Annotated in this window: 16 protein-coding genes; 6 read left to right on the top strand and 10 right to left on the bottom strand. The window is 72.3% G+C overall.

Features of this window, described 5'->3' with window-relative positions; all coding sequences use genetic code 11:
- Window positions 1-19: 19 nt before the first annotated feature.
- Both QQM72_RS35185 and QQM72_RS35180 read right to left on the bottom strand, forming a co-directional pair.
- A complete protein-coding gene (locus QQM72_RS35185; protein WP_314224856.1) occupies window positions 20-382 on the bottom strand; it encodes a four-helix bundle copper-binding protein in 363 nt (120 codons plus the stop codon).
- A gap of 130 nt (window positions 383-512) precedes the next feature.
- Window positions 513-1,976, bottom strand: coding sequence for an LCP family protein (locus QQM72_RS35180; RefSeq protein WP_314224855.1), 1,464 nt, complete (start codon window positions 1,974-1,976; stop codon window positions 513-515).
- Between the two features lie 133 nt (window positions 1,977-2,109).
- On the opposite strand from QQM72_RS35180, the gene QQM72_RS35175 reads away from it, so the two are divergent.
- Window positions 2,110-3,153, top strand: coding sequence for a glycosyltransferase family 2 protein (locus tag QQM72_RS35175; protein ID WP_314224854.1), 1,044 nt, complete (start codon window positions 2,110-2,112; stop codon window positions 3,151-3,153).
- A gap of 97 nt (window positions 3,154-3,250) precedes the next feature.
- Here the strand turns inward: QQM72_RS35175 and QQM72_RS35170 are convergent, their stop codons facing one another.
- From QQM72_RS35170 to QQM72_RS35155, 4 genes are all read right to left on the bottom strand, one after another.
- The gene (locus tag QQM72_RS35170; protein WP_399079792.1) at window positions 3,251-4,867 is read right to left on the bottom strand and encodes an LCP family glycopolymer transferase; all 1,617 of its coding nucleotides are present in this window, start codon (window positions 4,865-4,867) and stop codon (window positions 3,251-3,253) included.
- Between the two features lie 99 nt (window positions 4,868-4,966).
- Entirely contained in the window at window positions 4,967-6,751 is a 1,785-nt protein-coding gene (locus QQM72_RS35165; protein ID WP_314224853.1) for an LCP family protein, read from the bottom strand.
- Between the two features lie 241 nt (window positions 6,752-6,992).
- A complete protein-coding gene (locus QQM72_RS35160) occupies window positions 6,993-8,222 on the bottom strand; it encodes an LCP family protein (protein WP_314224852.1) in 1,230 nt (409 codons plus the stop codon).
- 583 nt (window positions 8,223-8,805) lie between these two features.
- Window positions 8,806-9,564 carry a TIGR03089 family protein gene (locus QQM72_RS35155; RefSeq protein WP_314224851.1) on the bottom strand — a complete coding sequence of 253 codons (759 nt, stop codon included), beginning with the start codon at window positions 9,562-9,564 and terminating at the stop codon, window positions 8,806-8,808.
- 139 nt (window positions 9,565-9,703) lie between these two features.
- Between QQM72_RS35155 and QQM72_RS35150 the strand changes: the two genes are divergently transcribed.
- Together QQM72_RS35150 and QQM72_RS35145 are read left to right on the top strand one after the other, a co-directional pair.
- Complete coding sequence (locus QQM72_RS35150; protein WP_314224850.1) at window positions 9,704-11,377, top strand: peptidoglycan recognition protein family protein; 1,674 nt, start codon at window positions 9,704-9,706, stop codon at window positions 11,375-11,377.
- A 230-nt stretch (window positions 11,378-11,607) separates the two neighbouring features.
- On the top strand, window positions 11,608-12,690 hold the full coding sequence (locus tag QQM72_RS35145; RefSeq protein WP_314224849.1) for a mannose-1-phosphate guanylyltransferase: 1,083 nt from the start codon (window positions 11,608-11,610) through the stop codon (window positions 12,688-12,690).
- A gap of 167 nt (window positions 12,691-12,857) precedes the next feature.
- On the opposite strand, the gene QQM72_RS35140 is transcribed toward QQM72_RS35145, so the two are convergent.
- The 4 genes from QQM72_RS35140 to QQM72_RS35125 form a co-directional block, all read right to left on the bottom strand.
- A complete protein-coding gene (locus QQM72_RS35140; RefSeq protein ID WP_314224848.1) occupies window positions 12,858-13,862 on the bottom strand; it encodes a DNA-3-methyladenine glycosylase family protein in 1,005 nt (334 codons plus the stop codon).
- A 348-nt stretch (window positions 13,863-14,210) separates the two neighbouring features.
- Window positions 14,211-15,596, bottom strand: a complete 1,386-nt coding sequence (locus QQM72_RS35135) for a coenzyme F420-0:L-glutamate ligase (protein WP_314224847.1) — start codon at window positions 15,594-15,596, stop codon at window positions 14,211-14,213.
- The gene (cofD, locus tag QQM72_RS35130) at window positions 15,593-16,552 is read right to left on the bottom strand and encodes a 2-phospho-L-lactate transferase (RefSeq protein WP_314224846.1); all 960 of its coding nucleotides are present in this window, start codon (window positions 16,550-16,552) and stop codon (window positions 15,593-15,595) included. Before cofD ends, QQM72_RS35135 begins: the two co-directional genes overlap by 4 nt.
- A 120-nt stretch (window positions 16,553-16,672) precedes the next feature.
- Window positions 16,673-17,212 (bottom strand): cysteine dioxygenase, encoded by a 540-nt coding sequence (locus QQM72_RS35125; RefSeq protein WP_314224845.1) that lies wholly within the window; start codon window positions 17,210-17,212, stop codon window positions 16,673-16,675.
- Between the two features lie 735 nt (window positions 17,213-17,947).
- On the opposite strand from QQM72_RS35125, the gene QQM72_RS35120 reads away from it, so the two are divergent.
- From QQM72_RS35120 to QQM72_RS35110, 3 genes are all read left to right on the top strand, one after another.
- Window positions 17,948-18,217, top strand: coding sequence for a WhiB family transcriptional regulator (locus QQM72_RS35120; protein WP_020128551.1), 270 nt, complete (start codon window positions 17,948-17,950; stop codon window positions 18,215-18,217).
- Window positions 18,218-18,433: 216 nt separating this feature from the next.
- A complete protein-coding gene (locus QQM72_RS35115) occupies window positions 18,434-22,153 on the top strand; it encodes a glycosyltransferase family 2 protein (protein ID WP_314224844.1) in 3,720 nt (1,239 codons plus the stop codon).
- The gene (locus tag QQM72_RS35110) at window positions 22,150-23,682 is read left to right on the top strand and encodes a DUF5719 family protein (protein WP_314224843.1); all 1,533 of its coding nucleotides are present in this window, start codon (window positions 22,150-22,152) and stop codon (window positions 23,680-23,682) included. The genes QQM72_RS35115 and QQM72_RS35110 overlap by 4 nt, the downstream gene beginning before the upstream one ends.
- Window positions 23,683-23,688: the final 6 nt, after the last annotated feature.

Here is a 23,688-nt window from a genome sequence, read left to right as displayed (position 1 = left end):
GGTCGCGTCATGGCGACGGTCACATGGTGGCGCCCGCCATCGTGCGGCACATCTCGGCGCAGCGGCGACAGGACTCCGCGCAGCGCATCATCTGCGGATCGTCCGGCATGGCCATACACGCCTCGGCGCACATGTCGCACGCCTTGGCGCACATCGCGCACATCTCGGCCGACATGGGCGAGCGCCGCATCATCATGTCGGCGCACATGCGGGTCGTCTCCGAGCAGTCCATGAGCGCGCGCATGATCTGCATCTGGGCCTGGCCGCCCATCTGCATGCAGGAGCTCATGGTCTCCTCGCACATGCTGTGGCAGGCCATGCACGCCTCGACGCAGTCCTGCATCTCCTTGCTCATGGCGGTCATGGTTCCGGGCTGGGTCATGGCTCCTCCTGGGGGTGAGGGGGCCCGGCGGGCCCCGTGCGTGCCCTTCCGTCGTACGCCTCCCACGCGCCCCGCGCCATCGGGCGGACGGCTCCGTTCCGTACGTTTCGCACCAGAAACGCACATCCGCCTAGGAACAGCCCACCTCGTCCCCCCGCAGCACGCCCGACTCGCCCTGCTCCACCTGGGCCGCCCGCACCTTGCGGACCTGGTGGAAGTCCGTCCCCGTGATGACCTTCAGCGTGGGCCCGAGGCCCTTCACGGCCCGCAGTTCACTGCCCGGCAGGGCCGTCGCGAGCGACTTCGCGGAACGGTCCCAGCGGGGGTCGTAGGCGACGACCGTGCGCCGGGCCGAGGGGCCGTCCGCGCTGACCGGCTGCCGGGTCGTACGGAAGCCCGTGGCCGCCAGTGCCGCGTCCACCCGCCGGCCGAGTCCCGCCGTGCGGGTGCCGTTCTCGACCTGGACGTGGATCTGCTGCGGGGCCACGTCCACGCGGGCGGCTCCGCCGTCGCGCGGCCGGGCTCCCGCGGTGGCCAGGGGCTCGTCGTCGCGCAGGGCCCGGAAGAGGCGCCGCGCCTTCGCGGTGTCCCACTTCAGCGTCGAGCCGAGGCCCTTCACGACGTATCCCATCTCGCCGATGGGGACCGTCGTGAACTCGGAGGAGGAGGGGGAGAAGCTGCGCATCGCCCGGCCGAGGTCGAGGAGCTCGTCCGTGCCGAAGCCCCGGTCGGCCCGTACCGAGCCGAGCACCGCCCGCGTCACGTCCCGGAACCTCAGCGGGTTCAGCAGCACCCCGGAGGAGGTGGCCCGGTCCACCAGGGCCGCCAGGAAGCGCTGCTGCCGCTTCATCCTGCCCAGGTCGGAGGAGGCGTCCGTGTGCCGGGAACGGACGTACTGCAGGGCCTGGCCGCCCTTGAGCGTGTGCGTGCCCGGCGCCAGGTCCAGGCCCGTGTACGCGTCCTTCAGGGGCTCCGCCGTGCAGATCCGGACGCCGCCCAGCACGTCCACCGTCTTCATGAAGCTGGTGAAGTCGACCTCCAGGTAGTGGTCGATCTTCACGTGGGTCATGTTCTCGACCGTGCGGACGGTGAGCTGCGGCCCGCCCTCCGCGTACGCCGAGTTGATCTTGATCGGGTGGCCGCTGTGCTCCTTGCCGGTGACCTGGTCGGTGTGCGGCGGCGTCTCGGCGTAGGAGTCGCGCGGGAGACTGACGACGCTGGCCCGCTCACGGTCCTCCGAGATGTGCACGATCATGATCGTGTCGGTGCAGTGACAGGGGGCCCCGCCCAGGCGGTAGCGGCGGCGCTCCGTCTCCGTGATGTCGTCGCGGCCGTCGGTGCCGACCAGCAGGACGTTCATGCCGTGGCCGGCCCGCGGGCGGTTCTTCATGTCCTTGAAGGGGTCGACGCGGGCGATGTCCGCATCGAGGCCGGCGACCACCGAGTGACCGATCCCTGCGGCGGCGAGCAGCACCACCGAGAGCGTGGTCGTCGCCCGCATGGCCCAGCGGGGGCGTCCGCGCCGGGCGGAGGGACGGGGTGCGCGGCGCCGCGGGTGGGGTCGACGCGGGGGCCGGGGCGGTGTGGTGGGCATAACGGGGCACCTCCGGGCGGCGGCGGTGGGCGGGGGAAGCCGTTGGAACGGTAGGCCCATACGATCGGCCGACCGGTGCAGCGCACCCGGCGGGGCGGGCCGTGTCCCCCGTTCGCGGTAACGTGAGCCCCCTATGAACGCCAAGCCCGACGTGCAGCTCCCCGCAGTGTCCGTCATCATGCCCGTCCTCGACGAGGAGCGGCATCTGCGCGGAGCCGTCCAAGCGATCCTCGCGCAGGAGTACGCCGGCGAGATGGAGGTCGTGATCGCCATCGGTCCGTCCACGGACCGTACGGAAGAGATCGCGGCCCAGCTCGTCGCCGAGACAGCCTCCGGCAACAAGCGCGTGCACACGGTCCCCAATCCCTCAGGGCGTACGCCCGCCGCGCTGAACGCCGCGATCAAGGCATCACGCCATCCGATCGTCGTCCGCGTCGACGGGCACGGCATGCTCTCCCCGGACTACATCGCCACCGCCGTACGGCTCCTGGAGGAGACCGGCGCGCAGAACGTCGGCGGGATCATGCACGCCGAGGGCGAGAACGACTGGGAGCACGCGGTGGCCGCGGCCATGACCTCGAAGATCGGGGTCGGCAACGCCGCCTTCCACACGGGAGGGCAGGCCGGCCCCGCGGAGACCGTCTATCTCGGCGTCTTCCGGCGCGCCGCGCTGGAGCAACAGGGCGGCTACAACGAGGAGTTCATCCGCGCCCAGGACTGGGAGCTGAACTTCCGGATCAGGGAGGCCGGCGGTCTCATCTGGTTCTCGCCCGCGCTCAAGGTGTCGTACCGGCCGCGGCCCAGCGTCAAGGCGCTCGCCAAGCAGTACAAGGACTACGGCCGTTGGCGGCACGTCGTCGCCCGCTACCACGAGGGCTCCATCAACCTGCGCTACCTCGCCCCGCCCACCGCGGTGTGCGCGATAGCCGCCGGGATCGTCGTGGGCGCCGCGCTCACCCCGCTCGGCTTCGTGATCCCCGGCGGATATCTCGCGGCGATCGTCGCCGGTTCGCTGCCGGCCGGCAAGGGGCTGCCGGTGAAGGCGCGGCTCCAGATCCCCGTGGCCCTCGCCACCATGCACATGTCGTGGGGCTTCGGCTTCCTGACCAGCCCGAAGGCACTGGCCAGGAAGGTCATCGCCTCGCGGCGCCCCGCGGTGCTCAGCGACACGCACTGAGCACCACCGCACCGCTCCACCGCACCGCTCCACCGACGCAGGGGCGCGCTCACGAAGCACTTCCGGAGCGCGCCCTCAGGGCACCACAGGACCCGGGCTACCAGGTGTAGTTCGGGTCCACGTGCATGCACTGCGTGGTGTCCGAGGCGTTGATCGCCCCGGCCGTGTCGGGCGTCGTGTCGTCCTTCACCGGCGCCTTGTACGCCGTCCCCGAGCGCCAGTCCGCGCCCACGACGACCGTGATCCCGGAGACCTCGGTGGACTTCTTCACCTGACCCGTCGGGATGCCGAGGGCCTTGGCCACCGCCTCGGCGTCGCCCTCCAGATCGGCGCTCGGGTAGCGGACCACCGTGGCCGCCACGGCGGTGGCCGCCGACGGGTCCGCGACGGCCTCGGTGAAGCCCTTGCCCTTCAGCAGCTCCTTCACCGCCGTGGCCCGCCCGCGGACCGCCGCCAGCGTGCTCGTGGACGTCCCGTTGTGCACCTGCACCGCGATCTCGCCGGGCGCGGCGGCCGGGTCGGTGACCGTCGGAGCCGGGCTGGCGGTGGCCTTCTTGGCGTCCTTGCCGTCGAGGGCGATGTCCTCGCGCACCAGACGGAACAGCTGCTTGGCGTCGTCCGTGGGCACCACCCGGCTGCCCTGGTAGCGGTTCGGCATCGTCGTCATCGTGATGCGCTCGGTGGGCACCTTCTTCAGCTCGCCCGCCAGGTCGTACATCTTCGTGATGGTGTCGAGGCCGTCGTCGACGGTGATCGCCTTCGTGGCCGCCTCGGCGAGCTTGCGCAGCTTGTTGGGATTGGTCAGCTTGGCGTTGGCGCGCAGCTCACGGACCATCGAGTTCATGTACATGTGCTGGGCCTTGGCGCGGGCCAGGTCGGTGTCGTCCTCGAAGCCGTAGCGGGTGCGCAGCCACTGGAGGGCCTGCTTGCCCTTGACCGCGTGCGTGCCCTCCTCCAGCTTCAGACCGGATCCCTTGCCGGTGCTGGTGTGCGAGTAGACGTTGGCGTCCACGCAGACCGGGACGCCGCCGATCGCGTCCGCCATCGACACCACACCGGAGAAGTCGATCATCATGAAGTGGTCGATGTGGATGTCGGTGAGCTTCTCCCAGGTGGCCACCGTGCAGCCCGGACCGCCGCGACCGAGCGACACGTTCGTCATCTCGTCGGTCAGCGCCCCGTAGGTGGTCCCGTCGTCGGGGTCCGTGCACTTGGGGATGTCCAGCAGCGTGTCGCGCGGCATGCTCACCACCGACATGTTGCTGCGGTCCGCCGATATGTGCAGCAGCATCTGGACGTCCGCGAGCGGGGGTCCGTCGAAGGTGTCCTTGGCGCCGCCGAGCTTCTGGTTCTCCGCCGTGTCACGGGCGTCCGAACCGATCAGCAGGATGTTCAGCGCCGTCTGCCCGGCCGAGTTGGCCTCCGTCTCGGCCGCCCGGTCCTTCGCGTCGCCGATGTTCAGGTCGTCGCTCTTGATGTTCGCGTTGAGGTGTTCGTAGTAGAGGTATCCGGCCCCCGCGCCGCCGAGTATGACCAGCGCGAGCACCGTCGCCGACCAGCGCAACGCGCGTCGACGTCGGCGTCTGCGATCCGTGTTGCGGCCCGCGCCGCGCCCGTCACCGGCCCCGCCGTCCCCCTCGGACGCGGTCTCGTCCCGTTGTTCCCGCGCCGCCGGGGACACCGTGTCCTCGACCGCGGGAACCTCCCTCCGCACCCCACTGCTCCCCGCCAATTCCCCTGCCCCTCCCCGACGTGCGCCTGACACGGGCCCGTCCCGCGTCAAGTCAGACGCACGACGGGCCCGAAGGGTTACCTACTTGGCGCACTTGACCTTGTCCGCCGTGGACTTCTGGACCGTGTCCGGCACGGTGGTCGGAGCTGTGAGCGAGACGCCCGCGCCCTTGAAGTCCTTGCCCAGCGTCAGCGTCATCGTCGGCAGACCCTGGGAGTTCTCGACACTCTTGCCCGGCTTCAGAGCGGTACCGGGCAGCCCCATGATGGCGGCGAGCTTGCGTGCCTGGTCGGCCTGGTCGGGCGCGTACTCGAGCGTCGTCTTGCTCAGTGCCGCGGGCGCGTTGCCCGCGTTCTCGGACTTCGTCACGCCCTCATCATTCTGCAGCCAGTTAAGAGTTTCCTGTGCGCTGCCGGCCGGGGCGCCGCCGTTCATGACCTGCACCCGCACCGCGGAGGCGGCGGACTGCGTGCCCTTGAGGCGGGCCGCGGCGGCCGCGGCGGCCGCGTTCTTCGACGCCGCCGCCTGCTCCTTCACCTCGGTGAAGGAGACATCATCCTTGATCATCTGGAAGACGGTGGGCGCCGTCGAGGCGTTCACGACGACCGTGGCCGCCACCTTCTCGGCCGGGTTGTCGACCACCGGCACGGTGGTGAAGGTCAGGTTCTTCACGTTGAGCTTGCCCAGCTCCAGGCCCAGGTCCTTCAGCTTGTCGATGGTGTCCAGCTGGGAGTCGACGGTCAGCGCCTTGGTGCCCGCCTCCGCCAGCTTGATCATCTTGGTCGGGCTGGTGAGCGTGTCGTTCGACTTCAGCTTGCGCATCAGCGCGCTGAGGAACTGCTGCTGGAGCTCGATCCGGCTCAGGTCGCCGCCGAAGCCGACGGAGTGCCGGGTGCGCACGAAGGCCAGCGCCTGCTCGCCCTCGATGGTGTGGGTGCCCTTCGACAGCTTCAGATGCGAGTCCTCGTCGTCGATGTCCTTCGCCAGGCACACCTCGACGCCGCCGACCGCCGTGGTCAGCGTCTTGACCGCGTTGAAGTCGGCCACCATGAAATTGTCCGCCTGGATCCCGGTCAGCTCGGTGACCGTGCGCACGGTGCAGCTCGGCGTGCGGTTGTCCTGCCCGAGGCTGGTGTTGAAGCGGACGTTGTCCGAGCCCGGGATGACCTTGGTGGAGCCGTCCTCCTGCTTGGTCTCGCAGTCCGGGACGTCCACGATCAGGTCGCGCGGGATACTGAGGGCGGTCGCGTTCGTCCGGTCCTTGGAGACGTGCAGCAGGATCGTGGTGTCCGCGTGGCCCACGCTGCCGGAGTCGCCGTAGCCCTCGTTGCCCGAACCGGTGCGCTTGTCGGTGCCGATCACCAGCAGGTTGATGGCCTTGTCCTTGCTGAAGCCACCGGTGCTCGCGCCGTCGTCGGAGACGGACGTGATGTTGTCGTTGAGGTGCTCGAGATAGAGATAGGCCGCACCGGCCGTACCCACCAGGACGAAGGCCATGGTCCCGCCGGTCCACAGCAGGATCTTCTTCGCCTTCGACTTCTTCTTCACCGGCCGGCGGCCACGCCGGTTCGCCGCCGGTTCCTCCGGCGCTGCGCTGCGGCGACGGCGGGGCGCAGGCACCTCCGGGTCCGGCGTCTCCTCGGGCGACGACGACTCCCGGCCCTGCGCCGCCTTACGGCCGCGCGCCGGACCTCCACCGTCGCCGGTCCGACCGGTCCGAGCGGAGTCGGATCTGCGAGGCCCCGGCACCGCCGATTGCGGTGCGGAAGGAGTCAGTCGCAGTTCGTATTCGCCGGTGTTCGGATTGAGTACCCACTGGTCTGCGGGGTCGATGTTGTCCGCCCGCCCACGGCCTTGCGCGTCCACGGTTGTCCGAATCCTCCGTCGGGGCCACGCGGCGCCTTTCCCCCTCAAGGCGCTCGGGTCTCGGTCACTCGGTGCGCGACCCCAGGAAGACCTCGTGGCCGGGGGCACCGGATCGCTCACACTATCCGCCAGGTTCGGCGGCGAGCGACGGCCGTGACAAATTCCACGCCCCTACAAGTGGGCAATCCGCCCTATTTCTTTGAACTTGTGTTCGCCGCAAGAGGTCGGCTTGGCAAGCGCTTTACCCGCAGCCGTCCTCGGCCGCGGTGTTCCCGCGGAACGTGGGAGCGGGCGGAGTGGGCGAAACCGCCCCGGAAGCCGCAGGTCCCGGTGCTCGGAACGCGAACGGACCGTAGTCGCCCGACTCCGTGGGGGCGGGCTTCGTGGGAATTTCCTGAGAAACCGCCACCGGCTCGTCCGTTCGCAGCCGTTCGAAGAGTTTCTCCGCCTCCGGCTCCACCAGTTGGTCGCGATTGGCGTTGTAGACGTACGACTCCCGCGGAACAGTCAGGAATTGCACGTGTTCGGTGGGAATGTCCCGCAGGCCGCGCACGAGTTCGTACAGTCCGCGCAGACTCGCCAGATCCGGGTCGGTGGTGAGCGAGGACGTGGCCGCGTCCAGCAGCGGATACAGCTTCACGGGGTTCAGCAGGACGTCGTTGCTCTGCACCTTGTTGACGAGCGCCCCGAGGAACCGCTGCTGCCGGTCCATCCGGTCGGTGTCGCTGCCGTTCCCGAGGGACTTGCGGGCCCGCACGTACCCGAGGGCCTGCTCCCCGTCGAGCGTGACCCGCCCGGCGGGCAGTCGCAGCTTGGCCGCCTTGTCGTCGATCGGCTCCTTCAGGCACACCTCGACCCCGTCCACGGCGTCGACCATCTCCTTGAACCCGCTGAAGTCGACGACCACGTGGTGATCGATCCGCACGCCCGTCAGCTTCTCCACCGTCCGGATCGTGCAGGCCGAACCCCCGGTCTGGAAGGCGTAGTTGAACATCGCGAACATCGGCTCGGTCCGCTTCCCGTCCGGCCGCAGACAGCCGGGCACGTCCACCATCAGATCGCGCGGGAGGGAGACTGCGGTGGCGCTGCGCCGGCCGGCCGCCAGATGCAGCAGGATCGTCGTGTCCGACCGCTCGGTCCCGGAGTCCCGCCCGTACTTCCGGTTCCCGTCCCCCGACCGCGAATCGGACCCTATGAGCAGGATGTTCTGCGCGTCCTTCACCAGCGATGTCGGCCGCTCCCGCGCATACCGGGCGAGCTCCGCCGCGGCCGCGTCGTCGGGCGTGATGTTCCCGTCCAGCTTCGCGTAGACGACCCACCCCGCGACCCCGACCCCGAGGACGGCCACCCCCGCCGCGAGCGCCCCGTACCGCACCCACCGCCGCCGGCGCCGCCGTATGAGCCCCCACCCGTCGGCGGACGCCCCCGCCCCCGGCCCGAGAGGCCCACCGGAACCCGCCGCTTCCCTCACGTCCGATCCACCCCTCCCGCCTCCGGACCCGCTTCGGCCGTACGAGCGTGTAGAGCTGTCCCTACGACGATGCCGCGAAGAGGCCCGCGAGGGGCGACGGGGGTGGGCCGAACGGGTGAGGCGGACGGGGGCTGCCTCGTGGGCGGGGGTGGGTGACGCAGTCTGTCCGGCGCAGAGTGAACGGGGGTCGCCGTGTGGGCTGGGGTGCGGGAAAATCAGCCCGTCCGGCGTTTGAGGACGAGGCCCCTTCAGGGCCGAAGCGGGGGCCTGGGGCCGGCAGTCCCCGGCAACGCCGACGCCGACGCCGGGCACCGAACCTCCCGCGCGCCCGGAGGGCTACCGCGCGCCCGGAGGGCTACCGCGCGCCCGGAGGGCTACCGCGCGCCCGGAGGGCTACCGCGCGCCCGGAGGGCTACCGCCCGCCCGGAGGGCTACCGCGCGCCCGGAGGGCTACCGCGCGCCCGGAGGGCTACCGCCCGCCCGGAGGGCTACCGCCCGCCCGGAGGGCTACCGCCCGCCCGGAGGGCTACCGCCCGCCCGGAGGGCTACCGCCCGCCCGGAGGGCTACCGCCCGCCCGGAGGGCTACCGCGCGGTCGCCGTCACCCGCTCACTCTCCACCCGCCGAGCCACGGCCTCCTCGCCGGCCTCCGCCAGGTTCACGCACAGCACCACGGACCCCCCGCTCGCCAGCGGCGCGTACAGCCCGGCGCTCAGCCCCTCCCACGTGTCGTACGCCAGCCCCGACAGCAGCCGGGAACCGGGCCCCGTCAGCCCAAGCCCCGACGCCTCCGCCCGCGCCCGCTCCACGACCTCGGCCCCGGTGTACTCGGCCCCGGCCACGATCAGCGCGGGCTCCTCGGGGTCGACGGGGGCGTACGGCACGAAACGGTCCCCGAAGGTCGGGACGTTCACGGCGTAGTCGTCGTACCCCTCCGGCGGGCCCGGCACGAACCGCCGCCCGAGCGGCGCAAGCGACAGCGCGTACCGCTCGCCCCGGCACGCCAGCCCCGCCTCGAACGACCCGGGCCCGGCGACGACGAAGTCCGCCCGCGCGGGATCCCCGGCCACGTCCGCGACGACGCCCACCGACGAACACGCCAGCAACCACACCGCCGTCTGCCAGTGCGCGGGCAGCAGCAGCGCGACCCGGTCACCGGGCTCGGCGGACAGCCCGTCCTGGAGGAGGTTGGCGGTTTTGGCCACCCAGTTGGCGAAGGTGGCCACGGACAATTCGACCCGCTCGCCCGTGGCGTCGTCGTAGAAGGTCACCAAGGGGCGCGCGGGGTCCGCGGCCAGCGCGGAACGCAGCAGGTCGGCCGGGGTGCGATCGGTGGCAGTCACCCGCGCAAGCGTACGCGCCGCCCTGGGCGCCGTACCGGTCGCCGGTTCCTCCCGGAGCCACCGGTTCGGCCGAACGTACCCGATGGCCCGTCAATTCCCCGATGGACAGAAATGTATGGATATGTCCAGGATCGTTGGCATGCGCGGATTGCTTGCTACCTCGATCGGTGTCACCTGCGCGGCGGCACTCGCCCTCCCGCTGACGCCGCCCGCCAGCGCGGCGACGGCGCGACCGGCGTCGGCCGCGGATGCGGCGCCCAGCGGGACGGCCAGGGCCACGAGCCCCGACACCCCCGTCACCTCATCCCTCTCCGACCCATCCCTCTCCGACCCATCCCTCTCCGACCCATCCCTGACCGACCACCCGGCTCACTCGGCTCTTCCCGACCTCCCGGGCGGCACCCAGTCGCTGCCCCTCACCCCTCTCGCCCGCGACCGGACGCTCGGCGGAGCCGCCACCGACCAGGGCCTGCCCCGCCGGGACGTACGCCACTTCTCCCTTCTCGGCGTCGTCTGGGACGACCCGGCCGCCGAACTCCACGGCCGCGTCCAGGTCCGTACCCGTACGTCCGACACCGGCGCCTGGTCCGGCTGGCAGGACGTCGAGACCCACAACGCCGACCACGGCGCCGACCCCGGCACACCCGAGAGCGCCTCGGGCCGGGTCCGCGGCGCCACGGCCCCGCTGTGGGTCGGTGACTCCGACGGCGTCGAGATCCGGGTCCATCCGGACACCGAACGCCGTACGGAGGGGACGGCGAACTCAGTCCTGCTCCCCTCCGGCCTGCGCCTGGAACTCGTCGACCCGGGATCGGTGCCCCCCGAGCACGTCCCCGCGGGCCCCCCGCGCAGCCGGACACTGACCACCGGGTCCGGCCCGGCGGGCGCCCCGGAAGCACTGGACCCGCCCGACGCGGCGACCGAGAAGACCGCCGAGACCGCGACCGCGGCCGATGAGGCCGAGGGAGCCGAACCAGGCGAAGGGGCCGAGGCGGGCGAGGGAGCCGAACCAGGCGAAGGGGCCGACGGGGCCGAGCCCGCAGCCATGACCGCCATGACCACCGAGGCGACCGTGGCCTCCGCCGCCAACGCCCCCCTCGCCCCGCTCGGCGCCACGCGGATCCCCGCCCTGGACCGCCTGGGCACCGAACGCGAACTCCTCGCCCTGCGCGGGGCCGAGTTGACGCCGGCCCAGCGGGCGAAGCCGTACATCGGCCCGCGGCCGAGCATCGTCACGCGGCGCGGCTGGGGCGCCGACGAGAAGCTGCGGGAGAGCGGCTTCCGCTACACGACGAAGGTCAAGGCCGCCTTCGTGCACCACACCGCCTCGGGCAACAGCTACAAGTGCTCACAGGCCCCGTCGGTCATCCGTGGCATCTACCGCTACCACGTGAAGAGCATGGGCTGGCGCGACATCGGCTACAACTTCCTCGTCGACAAGTGCGGAAAGATCTACGAGGGCCGCGCCGGGGGAGTGGCGAAGCCGGTCCTCGGCGCCCACACCCTCGGTTTCAACACCAACAGCATGGGGATCGCCGTCCTCGGCACCTTCACCTCCGCCAAGCCGACCACCGCCACGGTCGACGCCGTCGCGCGCCTGACGGCATGGAAGCTCGGCCTCTTCGGGGCCGATCCGAAGGGGAAGACATACCTGAAGTCCGGGGGTGGCAATCTCTACGGAAAGGGAAAGAACGTACGACTGAATGTGATCTCGGGTCACCGGGACGGGTTCGCCACGGAATGCCCAGGAAGGCAGCTCTACGGCAAGCTCGGCTCGGCCCGCTCCACCGCGGCGCGCTTCCAGGGGCGCTGAGGCGGGCGATCCGGTTCGGGAGCCCCGGGGCCTGGGGAGGCCCCGGAGGCCGCACGCCCCCGGACGACCGGAGCGCACATCCAGATGGGGGCACATTCAGCCCGTCGGGGGGACAGTCTCCAGGGACTGGGACGGAACACCAACGGCCTGGAAGTCGCCACGCAACGGTCTGCATACACTGGCCGGTCGAATGACGGTTCGACCGGTCCCGGCAGGAAGCAGAGACGACGGTGACAGAAGCGATCCTCCTGGTCGGCGGCAAGGGCACCCGGCTGCGCCCACTCACGGTGCACACGCCCAAACCCATGGTCAGGGCGGCGGGGGTGCCGTTCCTCACGCATCAACTGGCGCGGGCGAGAGCGGCGGGTGTGGACCACATCGTCCTGGCGACGAGCTATCTGGCGGAGGTCTTCGAACCGTACTTCGGCGACGGCTCGGCACTGGGCCTGCACATCGAGTACGTGACGGAGGACGAACCCCTCGGCACGGGCGGCGCGATCCGCAACGTGGCGTCCCGGCTGCACTCCGGCCCCGACGACCCGGTCCTGATCTTCAACGGCGACATCCTCACCGGCCTGGACATCAGAAGGCTGGTGGCCACCCACGAGGCGACGGCGGCCGACGTCTCCCTGCACCTGACGAAGGTGACGGACCCGAGGGCCTACGGCCTGGTCCCCACCGACGGGACGGGCAGGGTCCTGGCGTTCCTGGAGAAGCCCCAGACCGCGGAGGAGATCGTCACCGACCAGATCAACGCGGGCGCGTACGTCTTCCGCCGCTCGGTCATCGACACGATTCCGCAGGGCCGCCCGGTCTCGGTGGAGCGCGAGACGTTCCCCGACCTCCTCTCGGCCGGAGCCCATCTGCAGGGCATGGTCGACTCGACGTACTGGCTGGACCTGGGCACCCCGGCGGCCTTCGTCCGGGGCTCGGCCGACCTGGTCCTCGGCCGGGCACCGTCGCCCGCCGTCCCCGGCCGCTGCGGCGACCGTCTGGTCCTCCCGACGGCCAGGGTCGCCCCCGACGCGAAGCTGACGGGTGGCACGGTGGTGGGCGAGGGCGCCTTCGTGGCGCAGGGCGCGAGGGTCTCCGGCTCGACGATCCTCCCCGGCGCCGTGATCGAACCGGGCGCCGTCATCACCGACTCCCTCATCGGCACCCGGGCCCGCGTGGGCGAACGCTCCGTGCTCACGGGCACGGTCATCGGCGACGGCGCGATCGTCGGCCCCGACAACGAACTGCGCGACGGCGCGCGGGTGTGGTGCGACGCGAGAATCCCGGCGGGCGCGGTCCGCTTCTCGTCGGACCGGTAACGCGCGGGGCTCGGACTTTCGGTCCGTCCGTCCGGCGGGCGAGGACGAGGCCGTTCAGGCCGAAACGGTGGCCCGAGGGGCAGCGCCCCTGGTGACAAGGGGACGGGTAGGGGCGGCGGAGGCGGAAGTCCGCTCCGCCCAGCCCTCGCACGCAGCACGACGCCCCCTCACAACTTCCCGATGTCCCCCCGGGGCATCTTCGGCGCCCGCCGAGGCGGCACCCGCCCACTCAACAGGATCAACCGAGCCGCCCGGTGCCGCTGCCCCGCATACGGTTCCAGCAACTCCAGCATCACGCGGTCATCGGCTTCCCGATTCCCCGCCAACGCCCACCCCACGATCCCCGGCAGATGCAGGTCCCCCACGGTCACCGCATCCGCCGCCCCATGACTGCGCTGCACGGTCTCCGCGGACGTCCACGGCCCGATCCCGGGCACGACCTCCAGCCGGGCCTGGGCCTCCGCCGGAGCCATCCGCACCGCCTCCTCCATCCGCGCGGCGACCCGGACGGCCCGCAGGATCGTCGACGCCCGCTTGTTGTCGACGCCCGCCCGATGCCACTCCCAGGACGGGATCAGCGCCCACGTCCGGGGCGCCGGCATCACCCAGAGCCGCCCGTCCGCCGCGGGCCCCGGCGCCGGCTCCCCGAACTTGCGCACCAGCAGGCGCCACGCCCGATACGCCTCGTCGGTGGTGACCTTCTGCTCCAGCACGGAGGGGATCAACGACTCCAGCACCAGTCCGGTCCGCGTCAGCCTGAGGCCCGGCCGCCGATGCCGGGCCGTCGCCACCACGCGGTGCCGGGGTACGAACGCCTCCGGCGCGTCCGACGCCCCGAGCAGCTCCGGCAGCCGGTCCAACAGCCAGTCGGCGCCCGGCCCCCACGCCTCCCCGCGCACCGTGCCGCCGGCCGCGGCGACGCGCAGCGTCCCCGGCCCGGCGGGGGTGAGGCTGGCCCGCCACACCGACCCGTCCGGCGTCGCGCGGAACGTCGGATCGCCCGGTCCGCGCCGGAGGGGCCCGAGGACCAGCCCGAGATCGATCGGCCCCTCCGGCACCCAGTTGCGCACCCGCCCGGCCGCCGAGGCCTGCCGCGGCACCCCGGAGGGCACGCCGACATGCCCACCGCGCACGGTCGTACGGGTGGGCCGGGGAGAGAACCGTCCTGACACGAAGAATCCCGGAGAGAGGAGGAGAGACGCTACGAGAGTAGGCGCACCCACCCCACATCGCCGCGGGGCGCAGTTCACCGCCGAGCGCAGTTCACCGTCGGGCGAACGTCACCGTCCGGCGGATGTCACCGTCCGGCGCACACACTGCCCGGCGCAGATCACCGCGCACCCCACCCCACCGAGCCGCGCACCGCACCGAGCCGCGCACCCCACCCCACCGAGCCGCGCACCGCACCGAGCCGCGCACCCCACCCCACCGAGCCGCGCACCGCACCGAGCCGCGCACCCCACCCCACCGAGCCGCGCACCCCACCGAGCCGCGCACCCCACCCCACCGAGCCGCACACCTCACCGCACCTCGACGAAGTCCCCCACCTCCCGCTCGCCACGGGCCCGGGGCTCCTCAGCCGCGTGTCCGACCGCCACCGCCCCCATCGGGTCCCAGTTCTCCGGCAGCTCCAGCACCTCCCGCACCACGTCCCGGCAGAACATCGTCGACGACACCCACGCGGATCCCAGCCGCTCCCCGGCCAGCGCGACCAGGAAGTTCTGTACGCCGGCCCCGGTCGCGACCACGAACATCTCCCGCTCGGCCGCGTCCCGCCGCGCGTCGCCGTAGGTGTGCGACCCGTCCATCACCAGACACGGCACCACCAGATAGGGCGCGTTGCGCAGGACATCGCCCCGCCGCACCCGCTTGGCGATGGACTCCTCGGGCTTACCGTCCCGCCGCAGATCCGCGATCCACGCGTCCCGCATGGCGTCCAGCAGCCGGACCCTCGACTCCGCCGACTCCAGCAGCACGAACCGCCACGGCGTCGTGTGATGCGGCGCCGGCGCCGTGACCGCCGCCGCCACCGCCCGTCGTACCGCCCCGGGATCGACCGGCTCGTCGGTGAAGGACCGCACCGTCCGCCGCTGGGTGACCGCCAGCCGCACCGCCTCGGACGTCCCGAGCCGGAACATGTCGTCGCGCGCACTGCGCACCATGACCCGCGCCCCGGCGAGCCCACCCTCGTCGGCGCCTTCGCTTCCGCGGGCCTGTGCGCTCCCGGTGTTCCCGGTGTGCTCGGTATTTTCGGTGTTCTCGGCCACGACGACGTGTCCCAGCCCCCGCACCACGGCCACGGGCAGCCCGGCGGCCTTCCCCTTGACGAGATCCCCGGCGCCGGCCAGCTCGTCCGCCGTGGCGACGACCGTCGCGCTCAGCGGATTGCCGTGCGCGTCGGCGCCCCCGCGCAGGTCGTCCAGCACCCGCACCCCGGCGGCGCCGATCGCCACGTCGGTGAGCCCGGCGCGCCAGGGCCGTCCGAAGGTGTCGGTGACGACGACCCCCACCTCCACACCGAGCGCGTCCCGCAGCCCGGCCCGGATCGTCCGCGCCGACGCGTCCGGGTCCTCGGGCAGCAACAGCACAGTCCCCGCAGGGGTGTTGGAGGCATCGACACCGGCGGCGGCCATGATCAGCCCCTGCCGGTTCTCGACGATCCGCAGCGCCCCGCGCCGGGCCACGACCCGTACGGTCTCGGCGTCGATCGCGGCCTCCCGGTCGTCCGCCCGGACGATCCGCCCCTCCGCCTTGGACACGATCTTCGAGGTGACGAGCAGGACGTCACCGTCGGCCAGGCCGGGCTCGGCGGCCGCGATCAGCTTCGCGAGGTCGTCCCCGGGCCGCACCTCGGGCAGCCCGTCCACGGCCCAGACCCGGTAACCGGTGTCGAAGGAACCGCTCATGCCCCGCGCACCTCCTCGGCCAGTGCCAGCGCCTCCCGGGCCATCCGTGCGGTCGCGTCGAGGTCGCTCATCATCAGCGGGACGGCCCGGCAGCGGATGCCGGCCGCCTCCACCCGCTCCACGGAGCCCGCGTCCACGGTGTCGACGAGCCAGCCGTCCAGGAGACCCGAGCCGTAGTGCTCGGCCACCGCCGCGGCCGTCGACTCCACGCCGACGGCCGCGAGCACCTTGTCGGCCATGCCGCGCACGGGCGCGTCCCCGACGATGGGGGACAGACCCACCACCGGCACCCCGGCCTCGGCGATCGCCTCGCGGATGCCCGGCACGGCGAGGATCGTGCCGACCGAGACGACCGGGTTGGACGGCGGGAAGAGGATCACGTCCGCCGCCGCGATGGACTCCAGCACCCCCGGCGCCGGCTTCGCCTGCTCGGCGCCGACCGGCACGACCGCCTCCGCCGGCACCGACGCCCGCAGCCGCACCCAGTACTCCTGGAAGTGCACTGCCTTGCGCTCGCCGTCCGCCTCGACCGCGACATGGGTCTCCACCCGGTCGTCGGTCATCGGGATGAGCCGGACGCCCGGCTGCCACCGGTCGCAGAGCGCCTCGGTCACCGCGCTGAGCGGGTACCCGGCGCCGATCATCTGCGTCCGCACGATGTGCGTGGCGAAGTCCCGGTCGCCCAGCCCGAACCACCCGGGCCCGGCGCCGTACGCGGCGAGCTCCTCCTTCAGGTGGAAGGTCTCGTCGGCCCGCCCCCAGCCCTGCTCCTCGTTGATGCCGCCGCCGAGCGTGTACATCACCGTGTCGAGGTCGGGGCAGACCTTCAGCCCGAAGAGGTGGATGTCGTCGCCGGTGTTGCCGATGACCGTGATGTCCGCGTCCGGCACGGCCTGCTTCAGACCGCGCAGGAACCGGGCACCGCCGATGCCGCCTGCCAGAACCACAATGCGCATGAGGGCAAGTCTCGCAGGCGGCCACGACAGCCCGTCGGCCGGTTGTGGACAACCACCCGCCTGTGGATATCCGGTCCACCCGCACGTGCCGACCGCCGACGGCGTCCGCTCACGAGCGGATCACGATCTGACGGTGTCCACGGGTCCGTATGGGGTGGGCGCCGCGCAGGCGACGGGGGTCCCCTCGGCCGAGCGGAGCCGGGTGTGCATGGGCATGTCCGTCAGTCCGGGGAAGTAGACGTGCAGGCTCACCGCGGGCTCCAGCGCGTCGTTGACGACCTCGTGCGCGTACCCCGGCGCGAACACCCTCTGGACACCCGACGCCAGCACCCGCTTGCCGCGCTCCGTGCGCTCGGTCAGCTCGCCGTCCAGGACGGTGAGCACACCGGAGGAGCCGCCGTGGTCGTGCAGCCCGCTGCCCTGGCCGGGCACCCAGGACAACAGCCACACCTCGTAACCGGGACCGGTGCGCAGCCGGTGGTACCAGCGGGTCGTCGCGTCGTAGCGGACCAGGTGCTCCCACCGGCCACGGTCCGCGGCGATCGAACGGGCCAGGCCGACGAACTCGGCGACGGTGGCCGGGTGCTCGCGCGGTGCCTGGAGGAGGTGCGGGACTTCGAGGATGTCGCCCGCGATCTGGAGGTCGCTGTCGCTGTTCATGGGGTGCGGTGGTTCCTCGGCGGAAGAGGCGGAAGAGTGGGGGGCCTGCTGGGTGTCGCGTACCGTCCGCCCGGATCACGGGTGGAGCAGGAGCGCCCTGGTGTGGGCCGATGGGAGACAGCAGCCGAGTCGCGGTGGACTCAGGAGGAGCAGCCGGAGCGCGTTGGGCTCAACAGCTGGAACGACGACAACAGCTACAGCGAGCGCGGGCAGCACCGTGGGACCCGGCGGAGCCGGTCGAGGTGAGTGCCAAGTTCGCGAGCATGCCCATAAGGACAGCGGTTCACACCTTCACTGTCAACTCGACGCCCGGTATGTGGGACAGGGTTCACCTCATCCGGTCCATCTGAGAGGTGAAAGGTTTGTGCACGCGTCCTTCGGGACACATGGCGCACAAGCCGGGCGCGCAAGCCTCGTGGCGATCCCGTGATCCGACTGTGATCAGGTTCGCTTCCGCGCGCGTGCCGCAACGGGATCGCATCTTTGGGCGTCCTTCCCCGTACAAGCGCTGTGCGGGGCCGGTGGCCCTCCCGGGGCTTCATCTGCTTGTCAAGGTTTATGGCGATTTGAACACTTACTGCATGGCCTTGGTTCCGCAGAGTGAATAAGGGGCCCAATAGCAGATCTCGGCTTGACTCGCCCGGAGCAGCACACTTGTAATTTCACTCGTGTCGTTCAGCCGATATCGGTAACGGCCAGGTCACGGGGACGCGAAAGACAGAGCGAGGGGCGCACATGACCGAGCTGGTGCAGCAACTGCTGGTCGACGTCGACGACGCGGACGAGGAACTCGGCTGGCAGGAGCGCGCGCTGTGCGCCCAGACCGATCCCGAGTCCTTCTTCCCCGAGAAGGGCGGCTCCACCCGCGAGGCGAAGAAGGTCTGCCTCGCCTGTGAGGTCCGCTCCGAATGCCTTGAGTACGCCCTCGCCAACGACGAGCGCTTCGGTATCTGGGGCGGTCTGTCGGAGCGGGAGCGCCGCCGGCTGAAGAAGGCGGCGGTCTGAGAACCGTCCGGTTCGACGGCACAAGGGCGTCGCGGCATCGCGGTACGCGGAGACAGCGCAGACAAGGGTCCGAACGGCCCGTCGCACGTGGGTTGTCCACAGGCGGCGGGCCGTCGTCCTGCCCAGCCGATAGTGTGGGCGCTCGTCCGAGACGCCCGGCCGCACCACACGGCGCAGGCGTCCACCGCAGTCCACCGAACCGGGGCCCGTACCTCGATGTCCGTGCACAGCCACACGGCAGCCCATCAAGACCGCGCTGCCACACCTGAGTTCCCGCGTCATGTAGTGACCGCGGTGATCGTCGCCCACGACGGCGCCCGCTGGCTGCCCGACGCGCTCGCCGGTCTGCTCGGCCAGGAGCGCCCCGTCCAGTCCGTCATGGCCGCCGACACCGGCAGCTCGGACGACTCCGCGCGCCTGGTCACCGAGGCCCTCGGCGACGACCGCGTCCTGCACCTCGCCCGGCGCACCGGGTTCGGCCAGGCGGTGGAGGAGGCCAACCGGACGGCTCCGGTCCTCACCCCCGAGGAACTGCCGTACCTGAAGCGCCCCAGCGGCTGGGACCCCGTCACACGCACCTGGCGCGACGACACCTACGACCTGCCGGAGCTCCCGCACGGAGAGCCCGTCCAGTGGCTGTGGCTGCTGCACGACGACTGCGCCCCGGAACCGGACGCCCTCGCCGAACTCCTGCGCGTGGTCGACAACGAACTCGAACTGGGCCGGGACGACGTAGCGGTCGTCGGCCCCAAGCTCCGCGGCTGGTACGACCGCCGCCAGCTCCTCGAGGTCGGCGTCACCATCGCCCGCTCCGGCCGCCGCTGGACCGGCCTGGACCGCCGCGAACAGGACCAGGGCCAGCACGACCACGTCCGGTCCGTGCTGTCCGTGTCCACCGCCGGCATGCTGATCCGCCGCGACGTCTTCGAACAGCTCGGCGGCTTCGACCGCCGCCTGCCCCTGATGCGCGACGACGTCGACCTGTGCTGGCGCGCGCAGGCCGCCGGCCACCGCGTCCTCATCGCCCCCGAGGCCGTCGTGCGGCACGCCGAGGCAGCCTCCCGCGAGCGCCGCACCGTCGACTGCGCGGGCCGCACCAGCGCCTCCCCGCACAAGGTCGACAAGGCCGGCGCCGTCTACACCCTCCTCGTCAACAGCCGCACCGCCCTGCTGCCCTGGATCCTGGTCCGCCTGGTCCTCGGCACCCTGCTACGGACCGTCGCCTACCTCGTCGGCAAGGTCCCCGGACAGGCCGTGGACGAGATCCGCGGTCTGCTGGGCACCCTGCTGCGGCCCGAGCGGATCATCGCCGGGCGGCGCAGGCGCGGAAAGCCGGCGGTCGACAAGGACGAACTGCGCCCCCTGTTCCCGCCACCCGGCGCGACCGTGCGGGCCACCGTCGAACAGGTCGCCGGCGACTTCTTCGGCTCCTCCGACCCCGATGCCGTGTCCGGCGCGGGCCGGCACGGCGGCGCCGTCGAGTCCGGACCCGGCGGCGACGACGCCGACTTCCTGGAGATCGAGCAGTTCGCCCGGCTCAAGCGCATCGCGCGCAAGCCCGGCCCGGTGCTCTTCCTGGTCCTCCTGCTCGTCTCCCTGGTCGCCTGCCGCAACCTCCTCGGCGGCGGCGCGCTCGCGGGCGGCGCCCTGCTGCCCGCCCCGGCCGACGCCTCCGAACTGTGGTCGCGCTACCTGGACGCCTGGCATCCGATCGGCGCGGGCGGCACCCCGTCCGCCCCGCCCTATCTCGCGATCATCGCGACGCTTGCCACCCTGTTGTTCGGCTCGACCGGACTCGCCCTCACCGTGCTGCTCGTCTGCTCGGTTCCGCTGGCCGGCCTCGCCGCCTACTTCGCCTCCCGGCCGCTCGTCGAGTCACGCCTCCTGCGCGCCTGGGCGGCCGTCGTCTACGCCTTCCTGCCCGCCGCCACCGGCGCCCTGGCCGGCGGCCGGGTCGGCACCGCGGTCCTGGCCGTCCTGCTGCCGCTCATCGCCCGCGCGGGCGTCGCCGCGAGCGGCCTGACGCACGCATCGGGCGCCCGCGGCAGCTGGCGCGCCACCTGGGCGTACGCGCTGCTGCTGACGATCACCACCGCCTTCACGCCGATCGTCTGGCCCCTCGCGCTCGTCCTCGGCATCGCGGTCCTGGCCGTCCGCCGCCGCGAGATCACCGCCTACGGCCTGCGCTTCCTGGCCCAGCTGGGCACCCCCCTGCTGATCCTCGCGCCCTGGTCGCTGTCCCTGCTGCCGTTCGGCTTCTTCACCCAGGCCGGCCTCGACTACGGCGCGTCGACCGCCACCGCGCTCGACCTGCTCGGCGCCAGCCCCGGCGGCCCCGGCACCGTCGACGGCCTGATGCTCATCGGCATCGTGCTGGCCGCGCTGGCCGCGCTGCTGCGCTCCGAGCGTCACTTCGGCGTCTGGGCGGCCTGGGCGGTCGCCCTGGTGGGCCTCGTCTTCGCGATCCTGTCCAACAGCTCCACCTGGGCCGGGCCCGCCACCCTCGTCTACGGCATCGCCCTCCTCGCCGCCGCCGTCATCGGCGCCGACGGAGCACGCACGCGTGTCGCCGAGCAGAGCTTCGGCTGGCGCCAGCCGGTGGCCGCCCTCATCGCCTTCGCCTCGGCCGCCGGCCCGCTGCTCGTCGCCGCCGGCTGGATGATCGGCGGCGCCGACGGCCCCCTGGAGCGCCGCGATCCCGTACAGGTGCCCGCGTTCGTCGCCGAGGAGGCCGGAAACCGCGACCAGGCCCGCACCCTCGTCCTCGACAGCGACTCCGCCGCCCACGTCGCCTACATGCTGGTCCGCGGCTCCGGCGCCCGCCTCGGCGACGCCGAACTCGCCGCGGCCGACGGCGAGAACAAGCAGCTCGACAAGGTCGTCGCCAATCTCGTCGCCGGCTCCGGCGCCGACCAGGCCGACCAGCTCGGCAACTTCGCCGTGGGCTACGTCCTCGTCCACAAGGGCGCGCCCCGCGACGTCACCCGCGTCCTGGACGCCACCCCCGGCCTGAAGCGGCTCAGCCAGCAGGGCGGCAGCGCCCTGTGGCGGGTCGACCAGGAGGTCTCCCGCGCGGCCGTCGTCGCCGACTCCGGCAAGGGCACCGCGACCCCGGTCGCCGCGGGCCCCGTCGACATCCACACCACCGTCCCCGACGGCTCCGGCAGCCGCGTCCTGCGCCTGGCCGACACCGCCGCCGAAGGCTGGACGGCCACCCTCGACGGCAAGCCCCTCACCCCCACCACCGTCGACGGCTGGGCCCAGGGCTTCGAACTCCCCGCCACCGGCGGGAAGCTGGACGTCACCTACGACGACCCCTTCACCCACACCGCCTGGCTGTGGGCGCAGGGCTTCCTCGCTCTCGTCCTCGTCGTCCTCGCCCTTCCCGGCCGCCGCCGCGACGTCGACGACGACCTTCCCGAGGAGGAGCCGATCCCGGCCCAGGCGGTCGACGGCGAGGGCCGCCGCGCCCGCCGCCTGCGCGCCCAGGCCGAGGCCGAGGCCGAAGCCGAAGAGCCCGGCCACCACGAGGAATTCCCGTCACCGCCGCAGGGGGAGACCCCGGTCGCGGTCCCCCCGCAGCAGTCGTACGACATGGGAGTCGCCCCGGACGGCCAGGGCGGGGACTGGGGCGGGGACCGGGCGAGCTACGCGAACGCCGAGTACGGCGGTTACGCGGGCGAGCAGTACCAGGGCACCCAGCAGTACCCGGCGGGCGGCTACGACCAGCAGGCCTACGACCCCTACCAGCCCGGCCAGTACGACCCGTACGCCTACGACGGCCAGGCCCAGCAGGCGCCGTACGAGCAGACCTACCCGCAGCAGCAGGGCTACGACCCGTCGGCCTACGACCAGAGCGGCTACGACCCCGCCTACGACCCGGACCGGCACCCCCACGGCACCGGCAGCGAGCGCCCCGACGGGAGCCAGCAGTGAACCGCACCACCCTGTCCCTGATCGCCGGCACGGCCGCGCTCGCCGCGGTCACCGGGTTCGCCACGCTCAACCAGCCGGACGCGTCCACCGCCGACACCGCGCAGGCGGCCGCCGAACTGCCCGTGGAGCGCACGAGCCTGCTCTGCCCCTCGCCCAGCACGTCCGACCTCGCCGACACGTCGTACACGTCCTTCACGCCCGTCACCAAGGGCACGGACGGCGACGGCACGGCCGAACTCGTGGCGGCCACCGCCGAGTCGGCGGCCGCGACGACCGACAAGACGACCGACAAGACGACCGACAAGGCCAGCGACAAGGCCAGCGACAAGAAGAAGGCGGCGAAGCCCGTCGTCGCGCCCAAGGCGCCCGGCACCCCGGCCGTCGGCGAGACCTCCGGCGGCGAGGCGCCCGCGCTGGTGGGCACCGCCGAGGGGAAGTTCGCGCCCGGCTGGACCGTCCAGGAGACCACCGAGGTCACCGCAGGCAGCGGCCGCGGCCTCCAGGGCGTCACCTGCACCGCGCCGGACACGGAGTTCTGGTTCCCGGGCGTAAGCACCGTCGCCGACCGCACGGACTACGTCCACCTCACCAATCCGGACGACTCCGCCGCCGTCGCCGACATCGAGCTCTACGGCAAGGACGGCGCCCTCCAGACCACGGTGGGGGAGGGCATCACGATCCCGGCGCACTCCAGCGAGCCGATCCTGCTGTCCACGCTCACCGGCGAGAAGCAGGAGGACCTCACCGTCCACGTCAACGTCCGCAGCGGCCGCGTGGGGGCCGCCGTCCAGGCCCTGGACGAGAAGCTCGGCGGGGACTGGCTGGCCGCCTCCACCGACCCGGCGGGCACCCAGGTCGTCCCGGGCATCCCCAAGGACGCCACGGCCGTCCGCCTCATCGCCTACGCGCCGGGTGACGCGGACGCCGACCTGAAGGTCCAACTCGCCTCCCCCTCGGGCCTGATCACCCCCGCCGGACACGAGACGCTGCACGTCAAGGCGGGCATGACGGCCTCGGTCGACCTGGGTGACGTCACGCGCGGGGAAGCGGGCTCGCTGGTCCTGACCCCGACGGACCAGTCGGTGCCCGTCGTCGCGGCCGTCCGGGTCCTGCGCGGCAAGGGCGACCGGCAGGAGTCGGCGTTCATCACCGCCACCGCCCCGGTCGGCACGCGCGCGTCCGCCGTCGGCAACAGCGCCAAGGGCGCCACCCTCTCCCTGACCGCCCCCAAGGGCACCGCCAAGGTCAAGGTCACCGCGTCCGCAGGCAGCGGCGGCGGCACGGCCGCCTCCCAGACGTACACGGTCAAGGCCGGCACCACCCAGGAGGTCGAACTCCCGGTACCGGCAGGCCTGAAGGGCACCTACGCGCTGACCGTGGAACCCCTCACGGACACCCCGGTCTACGCCTCCCGCACCCTGACGGCCACCACGGAGGGCGTCCCGGGCTTCACGATCCAGACCCTGCCGGACGACCGCGGCACGGTGGACGTCCCGGAGGCCGAGCAAGATCCGTCGATCCTCAACTGACGACGG

It is taken from the genome of Streptomyces zaehneri (assembly GCF_032248645.1).
Taxonomy (GTDB): domain Bacteria; phylum Actinomycetota; class Actinomycetes; order Streptomycetales; family Streptomycetaceae; genus Streptomyces; species Streptomyces coriariae.
The sequence above is the reverse complement of the archived record's forward strand: the minus strand, read 5'-3'. Positions and strand labels throughout refer to the sequence as shown.

Excerpts from the sequence above, each read along its gene's own strand:
- QQM72_RS35185 (WP_314224856.1), bottom strand. The coding sequence starts at position 382 with ATGACCCAGCCCGGAACCATGACCGCCATGAGCAAGGAGATGCAGGAC.
- QQM72_RS35180 (WP_314224855.1), bottom strand. The coding sequence starts at position 1,976 with ATGCCCACCACACCGCCCCGGCCCCCGCGTCGACCCCACCCGCGGCGC.
- QQM72_RS35175 (WP_314224854.1), top strand. The coding sequence starts at position 2,110 with ATGAACGCCAAGCCCGACGTGCAGCTCCCCGCAGTGTCCGTCATCATG.
- QQM72_RS35150 (WP_314224850.1), top strand. The coding sequence starts at position 9,704 with ATGCGCGGATTGCTTGCTACCTCGATCGGTGTCACCTGCGCGGCGGCA.
- QQM72_RS35135 (WP_314224847.1), bottom strand. The coding sequence starts at position 15,596 with ATGAGCGGTTCCTTCGACACCGGTTACCGGGTCTGGGCCGTGGACGGG.
- cofD (WP_314224846.1), bottom strand. The coding sequence starts at position 16,552 with ATGCGCATTGTGGTTCTGGCAGGCGGCATCGGCGGTGCCCGGTTCCTG.
- QQM72_RS35125 (WP_314224845.1), bottom strand. The coding sequence starts at position 17,212 with ATGAACAGCGACAGCGACCTCCAGATCGCGGGCGACATCCTCGAAGTC.
- QQM72_RS35120 (WP_020128551.1), top strand. The coding sequence starts at position 17,948 with ATGACCGAGCTGGTGCAGCAACTGCTGGTCGACGTCGACGACGCGGAC.
- QQM72_RS35115 (WP_314224844.1), top strand. The coding sequence starts at position 18,434 with ATGTCCGTGCACAGCCACACGGCAGCCCATCAAGACCGCGCTGCCACA.